Source organism: Marinobacter sp. AN1 (genome assembly GCF_026013985.1).
Lineage (GTDB): Bacteria > Pseudomonadota > Gammaproteobacteria > Pseudomonadales > Oleiphilaceae > Marinobacter > Marinobacter segnicrescens.
Map to the genome: position 1 here is coordinate 4,004,256 of NZ_CP110342.1, position 17,204 is coordinate 4,021,459.

Genomic DNA, 17,204 nt, shown 5'->3' on the forward strand with positions numbered 1-17,204 from the left:
CCGAGAATCATGAGCGAGACCACCCCACAAACCCTGCACTGTGTACTTATTCCGATGGACAACCGGCAATTGCTGCTGCCTAACGTGTCCATCGCGGAGGTGGTGGACCATGACGCCACCCTGAGCAAAGCCGGGGATCAGCCCTGGCTGGCCGGCTACCTGGACTGGCGCGGCCAGAAACTGCCAGTGATCTCCTATGAAGGTGCCAATGAACAGCAAGCCACTCAGCCGGAAGCCGGTCGCGGGCGGATTGTCGTCCTGAACACCATCGGTCCGGATCACGGCCGCCTGCCTTTCATAGCTATTGTGACCCGGGGTATCCCCAGCCAGGCACGACTGGACTCGAAACAAGTGCAAGGCCTGGAGACGGCCGATAACGGCCCGGCGGACCTGATGCAGGTTGAACTGGAGGGAGAGCCGGCGTGGATTCCCAACCTCGAATACCTGGAAAGCCTGGGTCTCCAGGCGCTGACAACAGCATGACACCAGGCCTGGCACCGGCCCAGGGTATTAGCCACTCACCAGCGACTGTGGGCTAACCGCCTGACGTTTTTCTCCGAATCCGGGTAATGTTATACTGTTACAACATTACCCGGATTAGCCTCTATGCCCCATAACGCGCTGCCCTATCGCCCCCACAATCACGACGCCTGTGTCAGGGATGCCCTGGCCGAGGCGCGCGCCATCTGTCAGGCCCGCAACGCGCGGCTCACCCCTATCCGCCAGCGGGTACTGGAGCTGATCTGGGAATCCCACAAGCCCCTGGGCGCCTATGACCTGCTCGGCATGCTTGCCCAGGAAGGCCATAACGCCGCACCACCAACGGTCTATCGTGCGCTGGACTTCCTCCAGCAATATGGGCTGGTGCACCGGATCGCCTCCCTGAACGCCTTTATCGGCTGCAGTCACGCTCGCGAACACCACACTGGCCTGTTCCTGATTTGCCAGGGCTGCCGGAATGTCCACGAACTGGCATCGGAGGGGGTTGCACGGGCTATCGAAGCTGCCAGCAGCGCCGAAGGCTTCACCCCGGTTGAAACCACCATCGAAGTGGCTGGCCTGTGCCCCCGTTGCCAGCAACAAACGACGACGCCAGTATGACGGACCGCCGCAACCAGCCGCTGGTCAGCCTGGACCAGGCCTCCGTCATGTTCGACGGAAACCCGGTGGTAGACCATGTCAGCCTGACCGTAAACCGTGGCGACATCGTGACCATTATTGGCCCCAACGGTGCCGGCAAGACCACCCTGATCAAGGCGGTTCTGGGCATCCAGCCGCTAACCCACGGGACGATCCGCAAAGCACCATCGATACAGATCGGCTATGTCCCCCAGCACCTTCAGCTGCAGCCAACCCTGCCCCTGAGCGTACGCCGGTTCATGGCCCTGACCGGGGCACCTGAGACTGACACCCGGGCTGCACTGGACAGGACCGGTATCGGGCACCTGTTCCGCAAGTCAGTCCATCACCTGTCCGGCGGCGAGATGCAGCGATTGCTGCTGGCCAGGGCCCTGGTCCGCAAACCCGACCTGCTGGTCCTGGACGAACCCGCCCAGGGGGTCGATATCAACGGCCAGGCAGTGCTGTACGACCTGATACGGGCGGTTCGCGACGAACTTCAATGCGGTGTGATCATGATTTCCCACGACCTGCACCTGGTCATGGCCGCCACCGACCGGGTGATCTGCCTGAACCAGCATGTCTGCTGTAGCGGCTACCCGGCAGATATTTCCCATGATCCTGCCTTTGTAGAAACCTTCGGCCGGCCGGTGGCGGAAAGCCTGGCGGTTTACCATCACCACCACACTCACCGCCACGACCTTCATGGCGATATCATCGAAGGCCAGCCGGAAACTCCCCACTGCGAACACGACCATCACCATGCCCCTTCTTGACCTGATCCTGGACGACTTCTTCTGGCGCGCGTTGCTTGGGGGGCTCGGGGTAGCTTTGCTGGCAGGCCCCCTGGGCTGCTTCGTGGTGTGGCGGCGCATGGCCTACTTTGGCGACACCCTGGCTCACTCTGCACTACTGGGTGTGGCCCTGGGCTTCCTGTTCCACACCAACCTCAACCTGAGTGTCGCCGCCACCTGTGTTGCGCTGGCGTTGGTCCTGGTATTCCTCTCCCGCAGCCGGGCCCTGGCCACGGACACATTACTGGGCATCCTGGCTCACAGCGCGCTGGCCATCGGCCTGGTAGCGCTCAGTTTCATGCCGGACGTGCGGGTGGACCTGACCGGCTACCTGTTCGGTGACCTGCTGGCCATGACCCGCCAGGACCTGGCGTGGATCTTTGGTGGCGGCGTGGTGGTGCTGGGGCTGTTGTGGTGGCTCTGGCAGGGCTTGCTGATGGCCACCATCCATGAGGAACTGGCCCGCGTTGAAGGCTTCCCTGTTGCCCGACTGCAACTGGTGCTGATGGTGATTTTCTCGCTGGTGATCGCCGTGGCCATGAAAATGGTAGGGGTTCTTCTCATCACCGCCCTGCTGATCATTCCCGCCGCCACAGCCCGGCGCCTGGCCAGCAGCCCGGAGAAAATGGTCCTGATGGCCATTGGCTTCGGCATGGTTGCCGTAGCCAGCGGCCTGGGCCTGTCCTGGAACCTGGATACCCCGGCCGGACCCTCCATTGTGGTTTCAGCGTTCGTGACCTTCCTGCTGGTCTATTCCCTGATTCGGCGCGGCCGTGCCTGACGCCGGGCACATTGCTTAAGCCCGACAGGCTGCTAGAGTGAAGATTGATTGCAGGCTCCGGCAATCAAGGCCGGGAGGACAGCAAACAGGAAGCGCTCATGGACCCTCAATCCACGTCAGGAAGGCCCGCCTACCTCTGGTGGTTGCTGCCGGTTCTGGTGCTGGCCGGTGGCCTGCTGCTGACCACGCTGATTGCGCCACGGAGCCAGGCACCGGTACAAGCCCTTACCCAGGACCTGTCACGGGCCCATCATGATCAGCTTAGCCGTGCGCTCGTGGAACGAGCCGCAGACGTCCTCATTGCGGCTCGCTCAATCACCAGTCCCGGCACCGCCGCCAGTACCGATACCGACGCGTTCAAACGCCAGGCGGTGTCCTTGCTTGGCGAGTTTCCCGAAGTTGCCGGGGTGGAATTGCTCACCCTGGTCAGCCACGACCAGCGCGCCATGGTGGAACGGCAACTCAGTGAACAGGCGGGTCAGTTTATCCGTTTCGCCCGCTGGACCGGCACCCGTGACACTGAACCGGCAGAACCGGCTGATCGCTACCTGGTCATCCGCCAGGGTGTTTTCCAGCCGGAAACCGGCCCCGGCGTGTCCGGCCTTGGCCTGGTCGCCACTTCCGTGCCCCATTGGCGGGATGCCCTGCGCCGAGCAAGGCGGGAAAACCGGCCCACTGCCACTACCGTGACCGAACTGCAACGCAACGGCGGTGAACAGCGTGCATTGCGGGTATTTATCCCCTTCCAGGATGAGGGAAAACCGGAGGAAGACCGGCACCTCCTCGCCCTGGTGATACGCCCTGACCACTGGCTGGAACGGCAACTGGATGGGCTTCACGACACCCGCTGGCAGGTGGAGGTACACGACATCTCACAGCACGCCCGCCAGCCCCTGGCTACCCTGCCCTCGGCGACCCCTCCTGCCACTGACACGCCGGCTACACGTTCCACACTGACACTCGCCAACCGCCAGTGGATGCTCAGTACCCGTCCCGCTGATGCGTGGCTCGGCAGCCTTCGTCAGCAGGCCCTCTGGCCTGCGTGGCTTGTCGGTCTGGCCGTCACCCTCATGGCCGCAAGTCTGACCGCCTGGGCCTGCTGGCAGTTGATGGCACACAAACGACTGCTCTACCGTCGCACCCGCCGTGCCCGCAGACTGGGCCAACAACTGGACAACACCCGGGTGGAAAAAACATCCTGCACCACTCCCTGCAGGAGAGCGACCGCCGGGCCAGGGACCTGATCGAACTGGGAGGGGGCATCTTTGCTGAGCTGGACGAAGGTCGCCACATCGGATACCTGTCGCCCCAGGCTGCCATCCTGCTGGATATTCCCTCCACCGAACTGATAGGCACTCCACTTGACGCATTGTTTGCCGAAGAGGGAAAACGCGACCTGGCGATGACGTTCGATGCCGCTCGAAGGGACCAGGGGATTGAGCGCCTGGATACTGAAATGGTGACCCAGGACGGTAGGTCGCTTGCTATCACACTGCGGGTCAAGGCCCTTAAAGACCCCCTCAGCGGCTGTGCCGGATTTCGTGTGTCACTGACACCCAGACAATAGGTTACCCGCAGGTCTCACAGGGGCTGCAGCACCTCCTGCACCCGCCCCGAATCCATCAGTTCGAGAAACTCCTCCCCCAGTCGTTCGCTGCGGGCGATGGCGGTACGCCAGGTGCGCTCCCTGCCGGCATCATCACCTGCGTAGCGCTCGAAGTCCTTCCGGTCCGGGAGCTTCTTGTCAGGCAGGGAGTCCAGGTAAGCCCGGGACGGGGCCACCAGCACCACATCCTGCAGCCGACCGGCGTCTCCCCGGCGCCAGGGTAACGTCTTGTCGAACCAGCCGGGCACGACCTTGTCGGTGAAATGGGGATACAGCACCACGCCAGGTTGCTGATAGGGCAGGTCCAGGTGATAGTCCAACAGGCCACCATCACGGTACACGCCTTGCGGCGCGCCAGGAATATTGCGCACACCGGACATTACCAGGGGAATGGAGGCCGAGGCCAGAAGCGCCGGGATGAGGTTCTCACGGGTAAGCGGAACCTGGTGGCTCGGGAAGTCCACCAGCTTGGCCAGGGGCGCCGGCAAGCGCCGGTCATGGATAATGCCGCGCTCAAAGAACCGCCCGAGGTGACGGCGGCTGACCATATTGGCGCTGATAGCCTTCATCAGTCCCAGCCCGAGCCTGCCCCGGGTGTCATCCTCCAGGCCGGCGAGGCTGCGAACCACCACGATGCTGAGCCTGTACCAGGGGTGCTCCAGGATCGCCTGCTCGCGTCCACCAATAAGCTCTTCCAGGAACAGTGTACTTTTACGGGTGACCTCCGCCGGGCTGACGCCCTTCGAGAAGCGCTGACAGGTATAGAGTTCGGCCAGCTTCGCCAGCTGGGCAGCAGGGTCGTCGGATGACGCAACCGCTGCAAAGCGCCAGCTGCCGATGGAGGAGCCGATGAGGGACCGTTCCTGGGGGGCCCGTGCCAACCATACCCCGAAGATGGCCCGATCCAGGCCAGACAGGCCGAGAGCCTTGGGACCACCAGCAGCGCCGGGGATCACGTGAACGTCTTCCGGGCGCAGCCCCTGCTCCCGAACGCGCTCCAGCGCCCGGCGCCCCGCACGGACAATGAGTGCCGGCGGACGGGTATGAATGGCTGGCATGATGGTAACCTCCCTGGTCTGTCGAGCCCGATCCGTCGTTAGCTGACGGGGTGATAAACGCGGAGTCAAACGCCCGTTTACCTGGATGAGCGCGAGTTTATCGAACTCCGGCGGGCTCCGCCATTATTGCGCTCGCCCGGCAATGCCACGTCCCGTTATGCCGCCAATGTGCGACGCGGGCATGGTCCCTTCGGCTACCGCTGTCGTATAGGATACTGTTCACGGCCAACTTGCCTTACAATGGCCGGTTTAGCCATGCCCTACCGCAGACGGAACCTATCATGACCGACGTTCTCGACTCCCTTTCCGCCAACTATCGCGCCATCCTTGAAGGCCTTGGTGAAGACCCTGACCGCGAGGGCCTCCGGGATACCCCAACCCGTGCCGCGAAGGCCATGCAATTCCTGACCCATGGCTATAACCAGAACCTCGATGACCTGGTTAATGGTGCAGTCTTCGAGTCGGCCATGGACGAGATGGTTGTGGTCAAGGACATCGAACTCTACAGCCTGTGCGAACACCATGTGCTGCCATTTATTGGCAAGTGCCACATTGCCTATATTCCCGATGGCAAGGTGCTGGGGCTGTCCAAGTTCGCCCGTATCGTGGACATGTACGCCCGCCGGCTGCAGATCCAGGAAAACCTGACCCGGGAAATTGCGGAAGCCGTGGAGCAGGTCACCCAAGCCGCCGGGGTTGCCGTGGTGATCGAGGCACGCCACATGTGCATGATGATGCGGGGCGTTGAAAAGCAGAACTCGGTGATGAAAACTTCCATGATGCTGGGCGGGTTCCGCAAGAACCAGGCGACCCGTACCGAGTTCCTGCAACTGGTCAGCGGTCGCGACTGACGCCATGGCAAACCCCGTCGCCGTTGTTACTGGTGCTGGCCGCCGCCTGGGGTTCGAGGCCAGCATGGCCTTGCTGGAGCGCGGCTACAGGGTATTTGCCCTGTACCGCAGTAAAACCGATGACCTCCTGCAGCTTGCGGACCGGGGCGCCATCACCCTGAAGGCAGACCTGGCTGATCCCGATAGCCTGGATCGTGCCATAGCCAACATTCTGCAACAGAGCGAAGCGGTTCACCTGCTGGTCAACAACGCCTCGGAATTCACCGCAGACGAAGCGGATCAGCAGGCCCTCGCCCGTCAGGCAAGCCGGCTGTTTCAGGTCAACAGCGCCGCTCCCATGATACTGATGGCCGGGCTGGCCGGCGCCCTACGCCAAGGCTGCAGCGACAACAGCGCTCCCACCCTGGTAATCAATATCACCGACATATTTGTGGAAAAGCCCAACCCGAAATTTGCGGCCTACTGCGCCAGCAAAGCGGCCCTGAGCAACCTGACCCTGAGCTATGCCCGCATGCTGGCGCCGGAAGTAAGGGTTAACGCCATAATGCCAGGACCGGTCTGCTTCCTGCCGGACCATACCGCCGAGGACCAGGCCCGGGTACTGTCAGAAACCCTGCTAGCCCGGGAGGGGGGATTTGACTGTGTGGTCCAGCAAATTCTTGCCCTGCTGGACAATCACTTCATGACCGGTGCCCTGATTCCAGTGGACGGTGGCCGGCGCCTGGCCTAGGGGCTGGCCGTCAAGGAGAAGCGCCACACCCGCTACCGGATCCCCTCGCAGAAGCTGCCTGAAATAGTCTTCGGTAACGTTTTCACCGTCAAATACCGGCACGCTGTGGATTTGCAGGATATCCACATCAATCGGCCGGTCCCGGATGCTACTCAGGGGATCGGCCCGGTCCCGCCCCAGCTCTGTCTCCAGTGCATTAAGCAAGGTTTTGACCTCGGCCCGGGCCAGGTCGGACTCAAACACCGCCAGCGCATTCAGGAAGGGATGGTCGGACGCCATGCCCTGGGGCAACGTACGGATAACCGGCGACAGGGCAACCGCCCCGAACCGTGAAGCCAGCCTCGCCACCGCCCTCGGCAGATTTTGTTCGGGCGCAATATTGCTGCCCAGGCCACAGAGATACCACATACCGGTTACCCGACTGAATGAACCAAGCGAGAGCCGCATTCAGGGCTCCATCACAGCATCATACGGATTTATCGATGCTATGGCCCAGCTTGAGACTGCTTTGGGCGCCGGCTCCTAGGCATTCTGACAGTCAGGCGTTAGTATGACGCGCTACACCAGACTATCAGGAGATCGCAGGCATGCCCGTTCAACACCCGGAGGAAATACGCAGGATCCTGAGCGAGGTACGCACCATCGCCCTGGTCGGCGCCAGCGAGAAACCCCAGCGCCCCAGCCACGAAGTCATGGCCTACCTGCAGGGCCGTGGTTACCGCGTGATTCCGGTAAACCCGAAGCTGGCCGGACAGACACTGCTGGGAGAAACGGTCTACCCGGACCTGGCCAGTCTGCCGGTAGCCGTGGACATGGCGGAGCTGTTCCTCGCATCCGAGCGGACCGGTCCGGTGATGGACGCTGCAGTGACCCAGAACATCCCGGTGATCTGGCTCCAGATCGGAGTAATCAACGAGGAAGCTGCAGCGAAGGCTGAGGCCGCAGGCGCCCGGGTGGTCATGGACCGCTGTCCCAAACAGGAAATCCCCCGGCTGGGAATTCCGCCGGTAGCAGCCTGACGTTTGGTGAACAGTGCCCTGGTTCCCATTAACGAAAAGTATTAAAGATCCGGAAGCCAAGGCCGTTTACACTAGCTGTAACCAGAAATTATTTTGATAATGAACTTCCGGCCCTGCCTGGCCATTGGCCAGCATTACCGGACCATAATAATAACTAAGCCATCGCCCGGGGTGCTCGCGGGTATTCCTGTATCATCTCTGTCCCTCAGAGAGGCCTGGAATCCCGGAGGCTCCCTGACCTCGCGCCGGAGCCGTGTGTGCCGCTGAGACGTCCCATATCTGTCGTTCTGTTACGCCAGCTGATGAAGCCGGTTTTTCCGGCCATCGTGTTACTGACGTTTCTGGTGATGGCGACGGGGCTTAAAATCGGGTTGGACACCGAGGAGAACACCCAGATCCGCCAGACCCTGGCCCAGGACACCGAGGCCCTGGCGAGCAGGCTTGAGCAGGACTTCCTCAACCACGTAATCGCCCTGCGGCGCATGGCCAACCGACTGGAAGTACAGCCGGACCTTCCGCAAGCCGTCTGGCGTGAGGATGCCCGTCAATACCTCCAGGATTTCCAAACCTTCCAGGCCATCGAGTGGATCGACCGCAACCTGGTCATTCACTGGGTAGAGCCCATGGCTGGCAACGAAGCGGCGCTGGGTTACAACGCCGGCTTCAACCCCAAGCGCCGCCGGGAGCTGAAACGTGCCCAACAGGAAGGGAGCCTGAACATTTCCGGAGTCATCCGCCTGACCCAGGGCGGGCCCGGGTTGGTGGTCTATGCTCCAGTGGGTGCCGGAGACGCCAACAACGGCTTCATAGCCGGTGTATTTCGTATGGAACGCCTGGCGGATGCCCTGATCCTGCCCCGCATCCGCGGCAACTTCAGCGTCGAGTTGCTGGAAGACGACCAGGTTGCGTTCAGCCTCCCCGCGACCCGGCCGGCACAGACAGAGTTCAGCCACACGACAGCAACCAACCTGCCCTCGGTTGAATGGAAGCTGCGGGTCAAACCAACCACCGAATGGATCCAGCGTTATCGCAGCCCCTGGCCCTGGGTGACGTTCATCAGCATGTTTTCCCTGGGAGTGCTGGGGTCCCTGACCATCCTGCTGGTCCAGCAGATTTTCAAACGTAACCAGGCACTGCTGCGTACCCGGCAGGAACTGGAAGAAGAAATCGACCAGCGTGTCGCCATCCAGCAGGACCTGGCCCGGCTGGAGTCCACGGATACCCTCACCGGCCTGGCGAACCGTCGCTTCTTCATGGAAGACCTGCAGCACACCCTGAGCCAGGCTGACCGCCAGCTGCGACAGGTGGCCCTGGTCATGATGGACCTGGACCGGTTCCAGATGCTCAACGACTCCCTGGGCCACCACTTTGGCGACGAGCTGCTGGCCCAGGTCTCCGCACGCCTGGACGCCCTGAGCAATGAGCGCGTCATGGTCGGTTACTCCGGCGGGGACGAGTTCATGGTGTGCCAGCAGCATGTGGACGATATCGACGACGTGATTCACCTGCTTGGCCTGCTCAAGGGATGCTTTTCCGAGCCCTTCGAGGTGCATGGCCAGAGCCATCACGTCACCGCCACCATGGGGGTTGCTGTCTACCCACAGAGCGGCCTGGATGCGGACACCCTGCTGCGTAACGCCGACATTGCCCTGTACCGAGCCAAGGAGCAGGGCCGTAACACCTACCAGTTCTACACCGAGGGCATGCAGGAGCGGGAAGTACGGCGCCTGGAGCTGGACAAGGACCTGAGCGAAGCCCTGGCGCGGAACGAATTCGAACTCTACTACCAGCCCCAGCTGGACCTGGCTACTTCAGAAGCGATCAGCGTGGAAGCCCTGATCCGCTGGAACCATCCAAAGCGGGGCCTGGTTCCGCCCATCGACTTCATACCACTGGCGGAGGAAAGCGGTCGCATTACCGAGATAGGCCGCTGGGTCATCCGGGCGGCCTGCCAGCAACTGCGAAAATGGCAGGGAACCTCACTTGCGAAGCTGGGTATTGCGATCAATCTGTCCGGTCGCGAACTGGCAGAGGCCGACCTGCCGGATTTCCTAGCCGCCTGTTTCCGGGAATACGGTGTCGAACCGGGCCGACTGGAAATCGAGCTGACGGAAGAGTCTTTCATCGCCAATATCGAGCACAACCACAAGCAGCTGCGACGTATCAGCAAGCTGGGCGTGAAGCTCGCCATCGATGATTTCGGAGTTGGCTATTCGTCCCTGGGTTATCTCCGCGACTTTACGGTGGACCAGCTGAAGATTGATCGTTCCTTCATCACCGATGTCACCCGGCGCCACGATGACGCGGTGATTACCCGCGCCGTGATCAACCTGGCCCACAACCTGGGTATACGGGTAGTGGCTGAAGGCGTCGAAACCGAGGACCAGCTCCGCTTCCTGAGACAGAACCATTGCGACCTGGCCCAGGGCTATCTGATGAGCCGTCCGGTACCGGCCAGGGAGCTGCCCCGACTGATCGAAAGCGGGGTGTTACCCGTATCCCTCCAGGAACCCCACTGAATCCGGCACCAAGAGAGTCTCTCGGGAGCCGATCGTGTTAGGATTCAGGCTGAATCTCCCGCATTTCTGGCAAACAGGATCCCATGGCAAGCTATCTGACGCCCGAACAGAACCAGCGCCTGCGGCGTTGGGAAGCCGCTAACAAGGGCTATTTCATTTTCGCCTTCGCGGCGCTGATTATCCTGCTGGTGTTCAGCAGTCAGCTTGGGCTGTCCAGCGGTGATAGCTGGGGCCCTCTGGGTGTGCTGATTGCCCTTCTGGTTATTCCCATCATCGTCCTGCAACTGCAGCTGAAGTGTCCGGCCTGTGGGCACCCTATCGGCTGGCAGGCCAAGTTGATGGCGCCGGATCAGTGTCGGCACTGTGGGGTGTTTCTTCGGTCTCGTTCCGATTGACCCGGATGTCGCCCCAAACTTATAGGACTGGGCATCACTATGCCTGCTGAGTTTTGGTGCCTGGCTCTGGGGCGCCCCGGGGATTTTCCACCGCAATTCACGGTCCGTCCGTGGACCGGCCTTGCTCCGCGCCATCCATGGCGCTGTTCCAAAATCCCCGGGCCACCCCAGATCCGTCAGACTAATGAGCAATCCTCCAACACCACTACAACACAATCGGATCGATCAATCTTCTCCGAAACTTGTCTCCTGAAATGCCACCTGATGCCTCATCGAACGATGGCGAAACAATAACCAACCCGGCTTACAGGCCCCGCAAAAAATCGGCGTTAACTGCATCTGCTCATAGGTCTGGGGGTGGGTGGGGGTATTACGCAGCAGCGCCATGGATGGCGCGGAGCAAGGCCGGTCCACGGACGGACCGTGAATTGCGGCGGAGTAATACCCCCACCCACCCCCGGGCCCGCCCCCGAATAAAAGTCCCATACTCGCCAGCTGGAACCAAAAACAAACCCTTGACCTATGAGCAACTCACAGGTTCTAGTCTAAGCTCATATCAACCGAATACCGGATAAACCCAATGAAAGTAAGCGAACTGGCAAAGGCGGCAAAGGTGAAGCCGGACACGGTCAGGTTCTACACCCGCGAAGGCCTGCTGAACCCGACCCGCAACCCGGACAACAACTACCAGCAGTATGACGCCGAAGACCTGCGACGATTGCGGTTTGCCCGCAAGGCGCGGCAGCTGGGGTTCTCGCTGCCGGAGATTCGCTCCATCCTGGAGCAGGCGGATGACCACCACTCACCCTGCCCCATGGTCCGCGAAGTGTTCGAGGACCGACTCGCCCAGGTGGAGAAAGAGATCGAACAGCTGCAGCAGTTGCGGGAACGCATGCAGAGCGCCCTCACTGCCTGGCAGGCAATGCCGGACGGCACACCCGACGGCCACACCATCTGCCGGCTGATCGAACACTGGGACAACGACACCCCATCCAGGCCCGAGGAGGACCGCCACCATGGCTGAAGCTGAAATGGAAACCCTGGTACCGGCCCTGTCAATTACTGGCGCCAGCTGTCAGGGTTGCACCAAAAAGATCCGGGCGGCCCTGGAGCCCCTTACCGGCAGCACTGACCGCGTTGAAGTGGACCTGGAGAACCAGACCGTGGCACTGCCAGCTGATACCGACCTGGCCGATGCGGCCCAGCGGGTCACCGATGCCGGCTACCCGGCTGAACCCCTGTGGCAGCCGGCACTCTCGGTTTCCGGTGCTACCTGCCAGGGTTGTGCCCGCAAGATTCGCAACGCCCTGGAACCACTAACCGGCGCGCCGGAGCGCACCCATGTGGATCTGGAAAAGCAGACCATTCTGCTGATGCCCGGTATTGACCGGAACGACGCGGCTGAACGAGTAACGGAAGCCGGGTACCCGGCACGGCCCCTGAACGACGAAGAGCCCGTCGAACCGGAGCAGCCAGAGCAGCCAGAGCAGGAAACAAACAGGACCCACAAAACACCTGAGCACGACGAAACTCCGGAAGCGGATTTACCGGCGCCAGCCAGCAACGATGACCAGGTGCAACTCTCGGTGACCGGTGCCACCTGCGCCTCCTGCGTGGCCACCATCGAAAAGGCCCTGATGTCCGTCAAGGGCGTGACCGGCGCCCATATGAACCTGGCCGACAACACCGCCACCGCCACCGGCGACGCCGACCCCGATGCCCTGGTGCAGGCCGTGGAGAGTGCCGGCTATGGCGCCAGCGTCATCGAAGACCCGGACGCCGCCGATGAGCAGAAGCAGGCGCAGGATCGCAAACAATACCGGGACATGATGATCAAGATGGCGGTCAGCCTTGGCCTGGGTATCGGGCTTATGGCCTATGGCATGGGCTTCGGTTCCATGATGATCAGCGATGCCAACCAGCTGACCTGGATCAACCTGGGCATACTGACCTTCGCCGTCATGGTCGTCACCGGCGGGCATTTCTACGTGGGTGCGGCCAAGGCCTTCCGCCACCACAACGCCAACATGGACACACTGATTGCCCTGGGTACCGGCACCGCCTGGCTCTACTCCATGGTGGTCTCATTATTCCCGGACGTGTTCCCGGATATGGCCCGCCACGTCTACTTCGAGGCGTCGGCCATGATTATCGGCCTGATCAACCTGGGCCAGGCCCTGGAGTTGCGGGCCAAGGGCAAGACATCAGAAGCGGTGCGGCGCTTGCTGGACCTGCGGGCCAAGACCGCCCGAGTGATCCGGGATGGTGAGGAGCAGGACATTCCTGTCGAACAGGTGCGCAAGGGCGACCAGATCCGCGTGCGGCCCGGTGAGAAGCTGCCGGTGGATGGCATTATCGTTGACGGTAGCACCCGCATCGACGAGAGCATGCTGACCGGCGAACCCATGCCGGTCAACAAGGCCAGCGGTGACGAGGTTTCCGCCGGCACCCTGAATACCCATGGTTCCATCGTCTACGAAGCGACCCGTGTGGGCAGCGAAACAGCCCTTGCCCAGATCATCCGGCTGGTGAAAAAGGCCCAGGGTTCCAAGCCGGCCATCGGCCGGCTGGCTGACAGGATCTCTGCCGTATTCGTGCCCAGTGTCATGCTGATCGCCGTGGTCACCGCCCTCGCCTGGTTCAACTTCGGCCCTGACCCGCGGGTGGTCCATATGATGGTGGCGGCCACCACCGTGCTGATCATCGCCTGCCCCTGTGCGCTGGGACTGGCCACCCCAATGTCGGTCATTGTCGGTGTTGGCAAGGCGGCAGAGTATGGTGCCCTGATTCGTCAGGGGGATGCCCTGCAAACTGCCGGCAAGCTGGACCTGGTAATCCTGGACAAGACCGGCACCATTACCGAAGGTCACCCGGCGGTTACCCATGTCCACGCCGCGGAAGGTGACCAAGCCGAACTGCTGGCGCTGGCCGCAGGCCTGGAGCAGCACTCCGAGCACCCCCTGGCAGAGGCCATTCTCGAAAGGGCAAAGTCCGATGGGGCAGCCAAACGTTCCGTCACTGGCTTCGAAGCCCTGAACGGCAAGGGCGTACAGGGCGAGCTGGACGGCGAGCCCCTGCGGTTGGGCAACCGGCGCTGGCTGGAAGGCGTAGGCATCGACTTGTCTGACCTGGACAGTGCCGCCCGCACCATTACCGATGAGGCCGGCACGCCGCTGTTCCTGTCCCGGGGTAACCGGGCGCTGGGCGTAATCGGGGTGGCCGACGCGATAAAGCAAGACTCCGAAGCGGCTATCCGGCGCCTGCACGATGCGGGGATCCGGGTCATGATGGTGACCGGTGACGTGCAAGCCACCGCCGAAGCCATCGCCCGCAAGGCCGGGATTGACGATATTCGCGCCGAAGTTCTGCCCGAAGACAAGGCAGCTATTGTGGAAGAAATGCGCCGCAAGGGCCACACGGTGGCCATGGTGGGAGACGGTATCAACGACGCACCGGCACTGGCGGCGGCAGACGTCGGCTTTGCCATCGGTACCGGTACTGACGTCGCCATCGAAAGTGCCGCCATCACCCTGATGCGAGGATCGCTCCACGGGGTGGCGGACGCCATACAGATCTCCCGCGCCACCGTCCGCAACATTCACCAGAACCTGTTCGGTGCCTTTATCTACAACACCCTGGGCATTCCCATTGCCGCCGGGGTGCTGTATCCAGTCTGGGGTGTGCTGATGAGCCCGATCCTGGCAGGCGCCGCCATGTCACTGTCATCCGTCACCGTGGTCACCAACGCCAACCGGTTACGACTTTTCAAACCCCGTCACGAATCCGAAACGCAGGAGGGGAACTGATGACAACAGTGCTAGTCAACCTTGCAGGACTGGTATTAATGGGCGCCATCGTCTGGTGGTTCTGGCTCTCGGAATCCGGCGATGCCGGCACCCAACACGATCATCATTGAGGACCACACCATGAAGAAACTGACCATTGCCCTGGGCCTGGCGGCCGTCCTGACCACCGGCCAGGGCGCCTGGGCCGAGGACGACCTGAACATCAAGGTCTACAAATCACCCACCTGTGGCTGCTGTGGCGACTGGGTAGATCATCTTGAAGAAAATGGCTTCGAAGTGGACGTCACAGACACCAACAACATGAACCAGGTAAAAATGGACGCTGGCCTGACGCCACAGCTGGCCAGTTGCCACACCGCTTTCATCGATGACTATGTCATCGAAGGCCATGTGCCGGCAGCCGATATCCGCCGGCTTGTGGAAGACAAGCCCATGGCCCATGGTCTCAGCGTGCCCGGCATGCCCGCAGGCTCACCGGGTATGGAAATGGGTGACCGCAAGGACAACTACCAGGTGCTGTTGTTCAACAAGGCCGGCCAGACCCGGGTGTTTGCCGACTACCACTGACGGTGAGCCTCATCCATCCGCATGGAACCGGTGGTACCGGTAAGGCTGATCTCTGGAATATGGCAGAAAATCCTGTCGTTCGAATCGGCAGGTTTTCTACGCATAGAGCGCAGCCTGGTCTATCATGGACTCACCTGACCCCAAGCCGGAAGGATTACCGCCTTGAGCCTGAAAACCCGCATCCTTGGCCTGACGGCACTGCTGATCATGGCAGCCTCAGCTGCCTCATGGCTGGCCTATCGCGCCCTCTCGGAAGATATTATTGAACGCTGGGGTCAGCAGGTTGCCGAGATCCAGGTTCGTTACGACAGTGCACGGTTGCTGCAATCCCTTGAACGGGAGATCGGCCTGGCCCGCCAGATGGCTGACTCTGCGACCCTGATCCAGTGGGCCCGGAACCCGGATGACCCTGCCCTGGAGGCCGCGGCAATCCAGCAGATGGAGAGCTTCCGGGCCAACTTCCGCGACAACAGCTATTTCGTCGCCCTCCGGGAATCCGGTCGCTATTACTTCAACAACCAGGCCAACGACTACGCTGATAACCAGTTCCGTTACGTGCTCAATCCCGATGACCCGGACGATGCCTGGTTTTACCAGCTGATTGAGGAGGGCCGCGACTTCCACCTGAATGTGAACCCGGATACCGAGTTGGGCGTTACCAAGCTCTGGATCGATGTGCTGATGCGTGGCCCGGAAGGTGAGATTCTGGGCATGGTGGGTACCGGAATGGACCTGGATAAGTTCCTGCAGGATATCGTGGACATTGGACAGGACGGCATCACTACCCTGTTTGTCGACTACAATGGTGCCATCCAGCTGTACCGGGACCGCAACTACATCGACTTTGCCAGCATCATCAAGCCCGAGGGCCAGAAGAATACGGTCGACCTGTTGTTCGAGTCACCGGACGACCAGAAGAAAGTATTGGGCATGCTGCAGATGCTCAAGAACGAAGGTGGCCGCGAAGGGGCCGTCGCCAGCAGCTTTGTTGAGGTGGATGGTCGCAAGCACCTGGCAGGGGTCGCCTACCTGCCCGCCATTGGCTGGTTCGAGATTACCCTGCTGGACCTGCAAACCCTGCTGCCGGTGAGTTACCTTTGGCCGCTGGTGGGCGTTTTCCTCGCCACCCTGATGGTCAGCCTGCTGCTGTTCCACTGGTTGATCAGCCGCCGGGTGCTGAGCCCGGTACTGGCGCTGGAAGGGGCGGTGTACCAGGTAAAGCAGGGCAATTTCCAGCTGCCGCCCCTGCCCAAGCCGAATAACGAGATTGGCAGGCTCAGCACCCATTTCGAGGCCATGACCGCCAGTCTGAAAACCATTAATGACGATCTCAAGGGGCAGGTAGACGAGCGTACCCGGGACCTGCACCGGCTTGCCCGCATGGATCCCCTGACGGAACTCGGCAACCGGCGGGCCCTGGACGAACTGTTCAGCGCCGAGATTGAACGAAGCCACCGCCAGGGCACCGGCTTCGGTGTGCTATGGCTCGACATTGATCACTTCAAGGGCATCAACGACGAACAGGGGCATCAGAGTGGCGATGCCATCCTGTGCGATGTCGCCCATTGGCTGCGGGCGAGCCTGCGCCCCTATGACCAGGCTGGCCGCTGGGGTGGTGATGAGTTCGTGGTGATCCTTGCGCCCTGCGACGCCCATACCCTCAGTCATATCGGCCAGCGTATACGCACCCATATTGAAAGCCAGAGCCGGGCCATGGGCATGCCGGTGACCGTAAGCATTGGCGGCCACCTCGCCCAGCCGGGGGAACCGCTGGATGAAATTCTGAGGCAAGCCGACCAGGCCCTCTATCGGGCCAAGCAGGCAGGCCGGAACCAGCTGGTCACCAGCGATGCACTGTCCGAAACGGCTACTCAGCACGAACCGAGCGAAACCTGAGGCCACCGAAATTCGCGGGTTACCGGCACTGAATCTCAACCACAGACCATCTGACTCAGCCAG

General features: G+C 61.6%; 16 protein-coding genes. 14 read left to right on the plus strand and 2 right to left on the minus strand.

Annotation, left to right across the window (positions count from 1 at the left end; all coding sequences use genetic code 11):
* Positions 1-9: 9 nt before the first annotated feature.
* The 5 genes from LJ360_RS18435 to LJ360_RS18455 all read left to right on the plus strand — a co-directional run bounded on the left by LJ360_RS18435 (position 10) and on the right by LJ360_RS18455 (position 3,938).
* Positions 10-483 carry a chemotaxis protein CheW gene (locus LJ360_RS18435; protein ID WP_091852029.1) on the plus strand — a complete coding sequence of 158 codons (474 nt, stop codon included), beginning with the start codon at positions 10-12 and terminating at the stop codon, positions 481-483.
* Positions 484-606: 123 nt separating this feature from the next.
* A complete protein-coding gene (locus LJ360_RS18440; protein WP_091852031.1) occupies positions 607-1,101 on the plus strand; it encodes a Fur family transcriptional regulator in 495 nt (164 codons plus the stop codon).
* Positions 1,098-1,895, plus strand: a complete 798-nt coding sequence (znuC, locus tag LJ360_RS18445) for a zinc ABC transporter ATP-binding protein ZnuC (RefSeq protein WP_091852034.1) — start codon at positions 1,098-1,100, stop codon at positions 1,893-1,895. Before LJ360_RS18440 ends, znuC begins: the two co-directional genes overlap by 4 nt.
* On the plus strand, positions 1,882-2,694 hold the full coding sequence (gene znuB / locus LJ360_RS18450; RefSeq protein ID WP_091852037.1) for a zinc ABC transporter permease subunit ZnuB: 813 nt from the start codon (positions 1,882-1,884) through the stop codon (positions 2,692-2,694). The genes znuC and znuB overlap by 14 nt, the downstream gene beginning before the upstream one ends.
* A gap of 98 nt (positions 2,695-2,792) precedes the next feature.
* Positions 2,793-3,938, plus strand: a complete 1,146-nt coding sequence (locus tag LJ360_RS18455) for a CHASE domain-containing protein (RefSeq protein WP_264994698.1) — start codon at positions 2,793-2,795, stop codon at positions 3,936-3,938.
* A 337-nt stretch (positions 3,939-4,275) separates the two neighbouring features.
* Here LJ360_RS18455 and LJ360_RS18460 read toward each other — a convergent pair whose 3' ends face one another.
* A complete protein-coding gene (locus tag LJ360_RS18460) occupies positions 4,276-5,358 on the minus strand; it encodes a patatin-like phospholipase family protein (protein ID WP_091852043.1) in 1,083 nt (360 codons plus the stop codon).
* 281 nt (positions 5,359-5,639) lie between these two features.
* Here LJ360_RS18460 and folE point away from each other — a divergent pair, with 281 nt between their 5' ends.
* Complete coding sequence (folE, locus tag LJ360_RS18465) at positions 5,640-6,209, plus strand: GTP cyclohydrolase I FolE (RefSeq protein ID WP_091852046.1); 570 nt, start codon at positions 5,640-5,642, stop codon at positions 6,207-6,209.
* Between the two features lie 4 nt (positions 6,210-6,213).
* A complete protein-coding gene (locus LJ360_RS18470; protein ID WP_264994699.1) occupies positions 6,214-6,939 on the plus strand; it encodes an SDR family NAD(P)-dependent oxidoreductase in 726 nt (241 codons plus the stop codon).
* Here the strand turns inward: LJ360_RS18470 and LJ360_RS18475 are convergent.
* Positions 6,826-7,386, minus strand: a complete 561-nt coding sequence (locus LJ360_RS18475; protein ID WP_091852052.1) for a 2-amino-4-hydroxy-6-hydroxymethyldihydropteridine diphosphokinase — start codon at positions 7,384-7,386, stop codon at positions 6,826-6,828. The two genes, LJ360_RS18470 and LJ360_RS18475, sit on opposite strands and share 114 nt — an antisense overlap.
* 140 nt (positions 7,387-7,526) lie before the next feature.
* Between LJ360_RS18475 and LJ360_RS18480 the strand changes: the two genes are divergently transcribed.
* The 7 genes from LJ360_RS18480 (at position 7,527) to LJ360_RS18510 (ending at position 17,141) form a co-directional block, all read left to right on the plus strand.
* A complete protein-coding gene (locus LJ360_RS18480) occupies positions 7,527-7,958 on the plus strand; it encodes a CoA-binding protein (protein ID WP_264994700.1) in 432 nt (143 codons plus the stop codon).
* Between the two features lie 257 nt (positions 7,959-8,215).
* Positions 8,216-10,477, plus strand: a complete 2,262-nt coding sequence (locus LJ360_RS18485) for a putative bifunctional diguanylate cyclase/phosphodiesterase (protein ID WP_320108777.1) — start codon at positions 8,216-8,218, stop codon at positions 10,475-10,477.
* An 83-nt stretch (positions 10,478-10,560) separates the two neighbouring features.
* Complete coding sequence (locus tag LJ360_RS18490) at positions 10,561-10,872, plus strand: hypothetical protein (RefSeq protein ID WP_264994701.1); 312 nt, start codon at positions 10,561-10,563, stop codon at positions 10,870-10,872.
* Between the two features lie 580 nt (positions 10,873-11,452).
* Positions 11,453-11,896, plus strand: a complete 444-nt coding sequence (locus LJ360_RS18495; RefSeq protein WP_091852062.1) for a MerR family transcriptional regulator — start codon at positions 11,453-11,455, stop codon at positions 11,894-11,896.
* On the plus strand, positions 11,889-14,678 hold the full coding sequence (locus tag LJ360_RS18500; RefSeq protein ID WP_264994702.1) for a heavy metal translocating P-type ATPase: 2,790 nt from the start codon (positions 11,889-11,891) through the stop codon (positions 14,676-14,678). The genes LJ360_RS18495 and LJ360_RS18500 overlap by 8 nt, the downstream gene beginning before the upstream one ends.
* Before the next feature lie 120 nt (positions 14,679-14,798).
* Positions 14,799-15,245, plus strand: coding sequence for a DUF411 domain-containing protein (locus LJ360_RS18505; protein ID WP_091852065.1), 447 nt, complete (start codon positions 14,799-14,801; stop codon positions 15,243-15,245).
* 162 nt (positions 15,246-15,407) lie between these two features.
* Positions 15,408-17,141, plus strand: a complete 1,734-nt coding sequence (locus LJ360_RS18510; protein ID WP_264994703.1) for a diguanylate cyclase — start codon at positions 15,408-15,410, stop codon at positions 17,139-17,141.
* The last annotated feature ends 63 nt before the right edge of the window (positions 17,142-17,204 follow it).

Excerpts from the sequence above, each read along its gene's own strand:
- LJ360_RS18470 (WP_264994699.1), top strand. The coding sequence starts at position 6,214 with ATGGCAAACCCCGTCGCCGTTGTTACTGGTGCTGGCCGCCGCCTGGGG.
- LJ360_RS18505 (WP_091852065.1), top strand. The coding sequence starts at position 14,799 with ATGAAGAAACTGACCATTGCCCTGGGCCTGGCGGCCGTCCTGACCACC.
- LJ360_RS18455 (WP_264994698.1), top strand. The coding sequence starts at position 2,793 with ATGGACCCTCAATCCACGTCAGGAAGGCCCGCCTACCTCTGGTGGTTG.
- LJ360_RS18495 (WP_091852062.1), top strand. The coding sequence starts at position 11,453 with ATGAAAGTAAGCGAACTGGCAAAGGCGGCAAAGGTGAAGCCGGACACG.
- folE (WP_091852046.1), top strand. The coding sequence starts at position 5,640 with ATGACCGACGTTCTCGACTCCCTTTCCGCCAACTATCGCGCCATCCTT.
- LJ360_RS18500 (WP_264994702.1), top strand. The coding sequence starts at position 11,889 with ATGGCTGAAGCTGAAATGGAAACCCTGGTACCGGCCCTGTCAATTACT.
- LJ360_RS18460 (WP_091852043.1), bottom strand. The coding sequence starts at position 5,358 with ATGCCAGCCATTCATACCCGTCCGCCGGCACTCATTGTCCGTGCGGGG.
- LJ360_RS18480 (WP_264994700.1), top strand. The coding sequence starts at position 7,527 with ATGCCCGTTCAACACCCGGAGGAAATACGCAGGATCCTGAGCGAGGTA.
- LJ360_RS18475 (WP_091852052.1), bottom strand. The coding sequence starts at position 7,386 with ATGCGGCTCTCGCTTGGTTCATTCAGTCGGGTAACCGGTATGTGGTAT.
- znuB (WP_091852037.1), top strand. The coding sequence starts at position 1,882 with ATGCCCCTTCTTGACCTGATCCTGGACGACTTCTTCTGGCGCGCGTTG.
- LJ360_RS18490 (WP_264994701.1), top strand. The coding sequence starts at position 10,561 with ATGGCAAGCTATCTGACGCCCGAACAGAACCAGCGCCTGCGGCGTTGG.
- znuC (WP_091852034.1), top strand. The coding sequence starts at position 1,098 with ATGACGGACCGCCGCAACCAGCCGCTGGTCAGCCTGGACCAGGCCTCC.
- LJ360_RS18435 (WP_091852029.1), top strand. The coding sequence starts at position 10 with ATGAGCGAGACCACCCCACAAACCCTGCACTGTGTACTTATTCCGATG.
- LJ360_RS18440 (WP_091852031.1), top strand. The coding sequence starts at position 607 with ATGCCCCATAACGCGCTGCCCTATCGCCCCCACAATCACGACGCCTGT.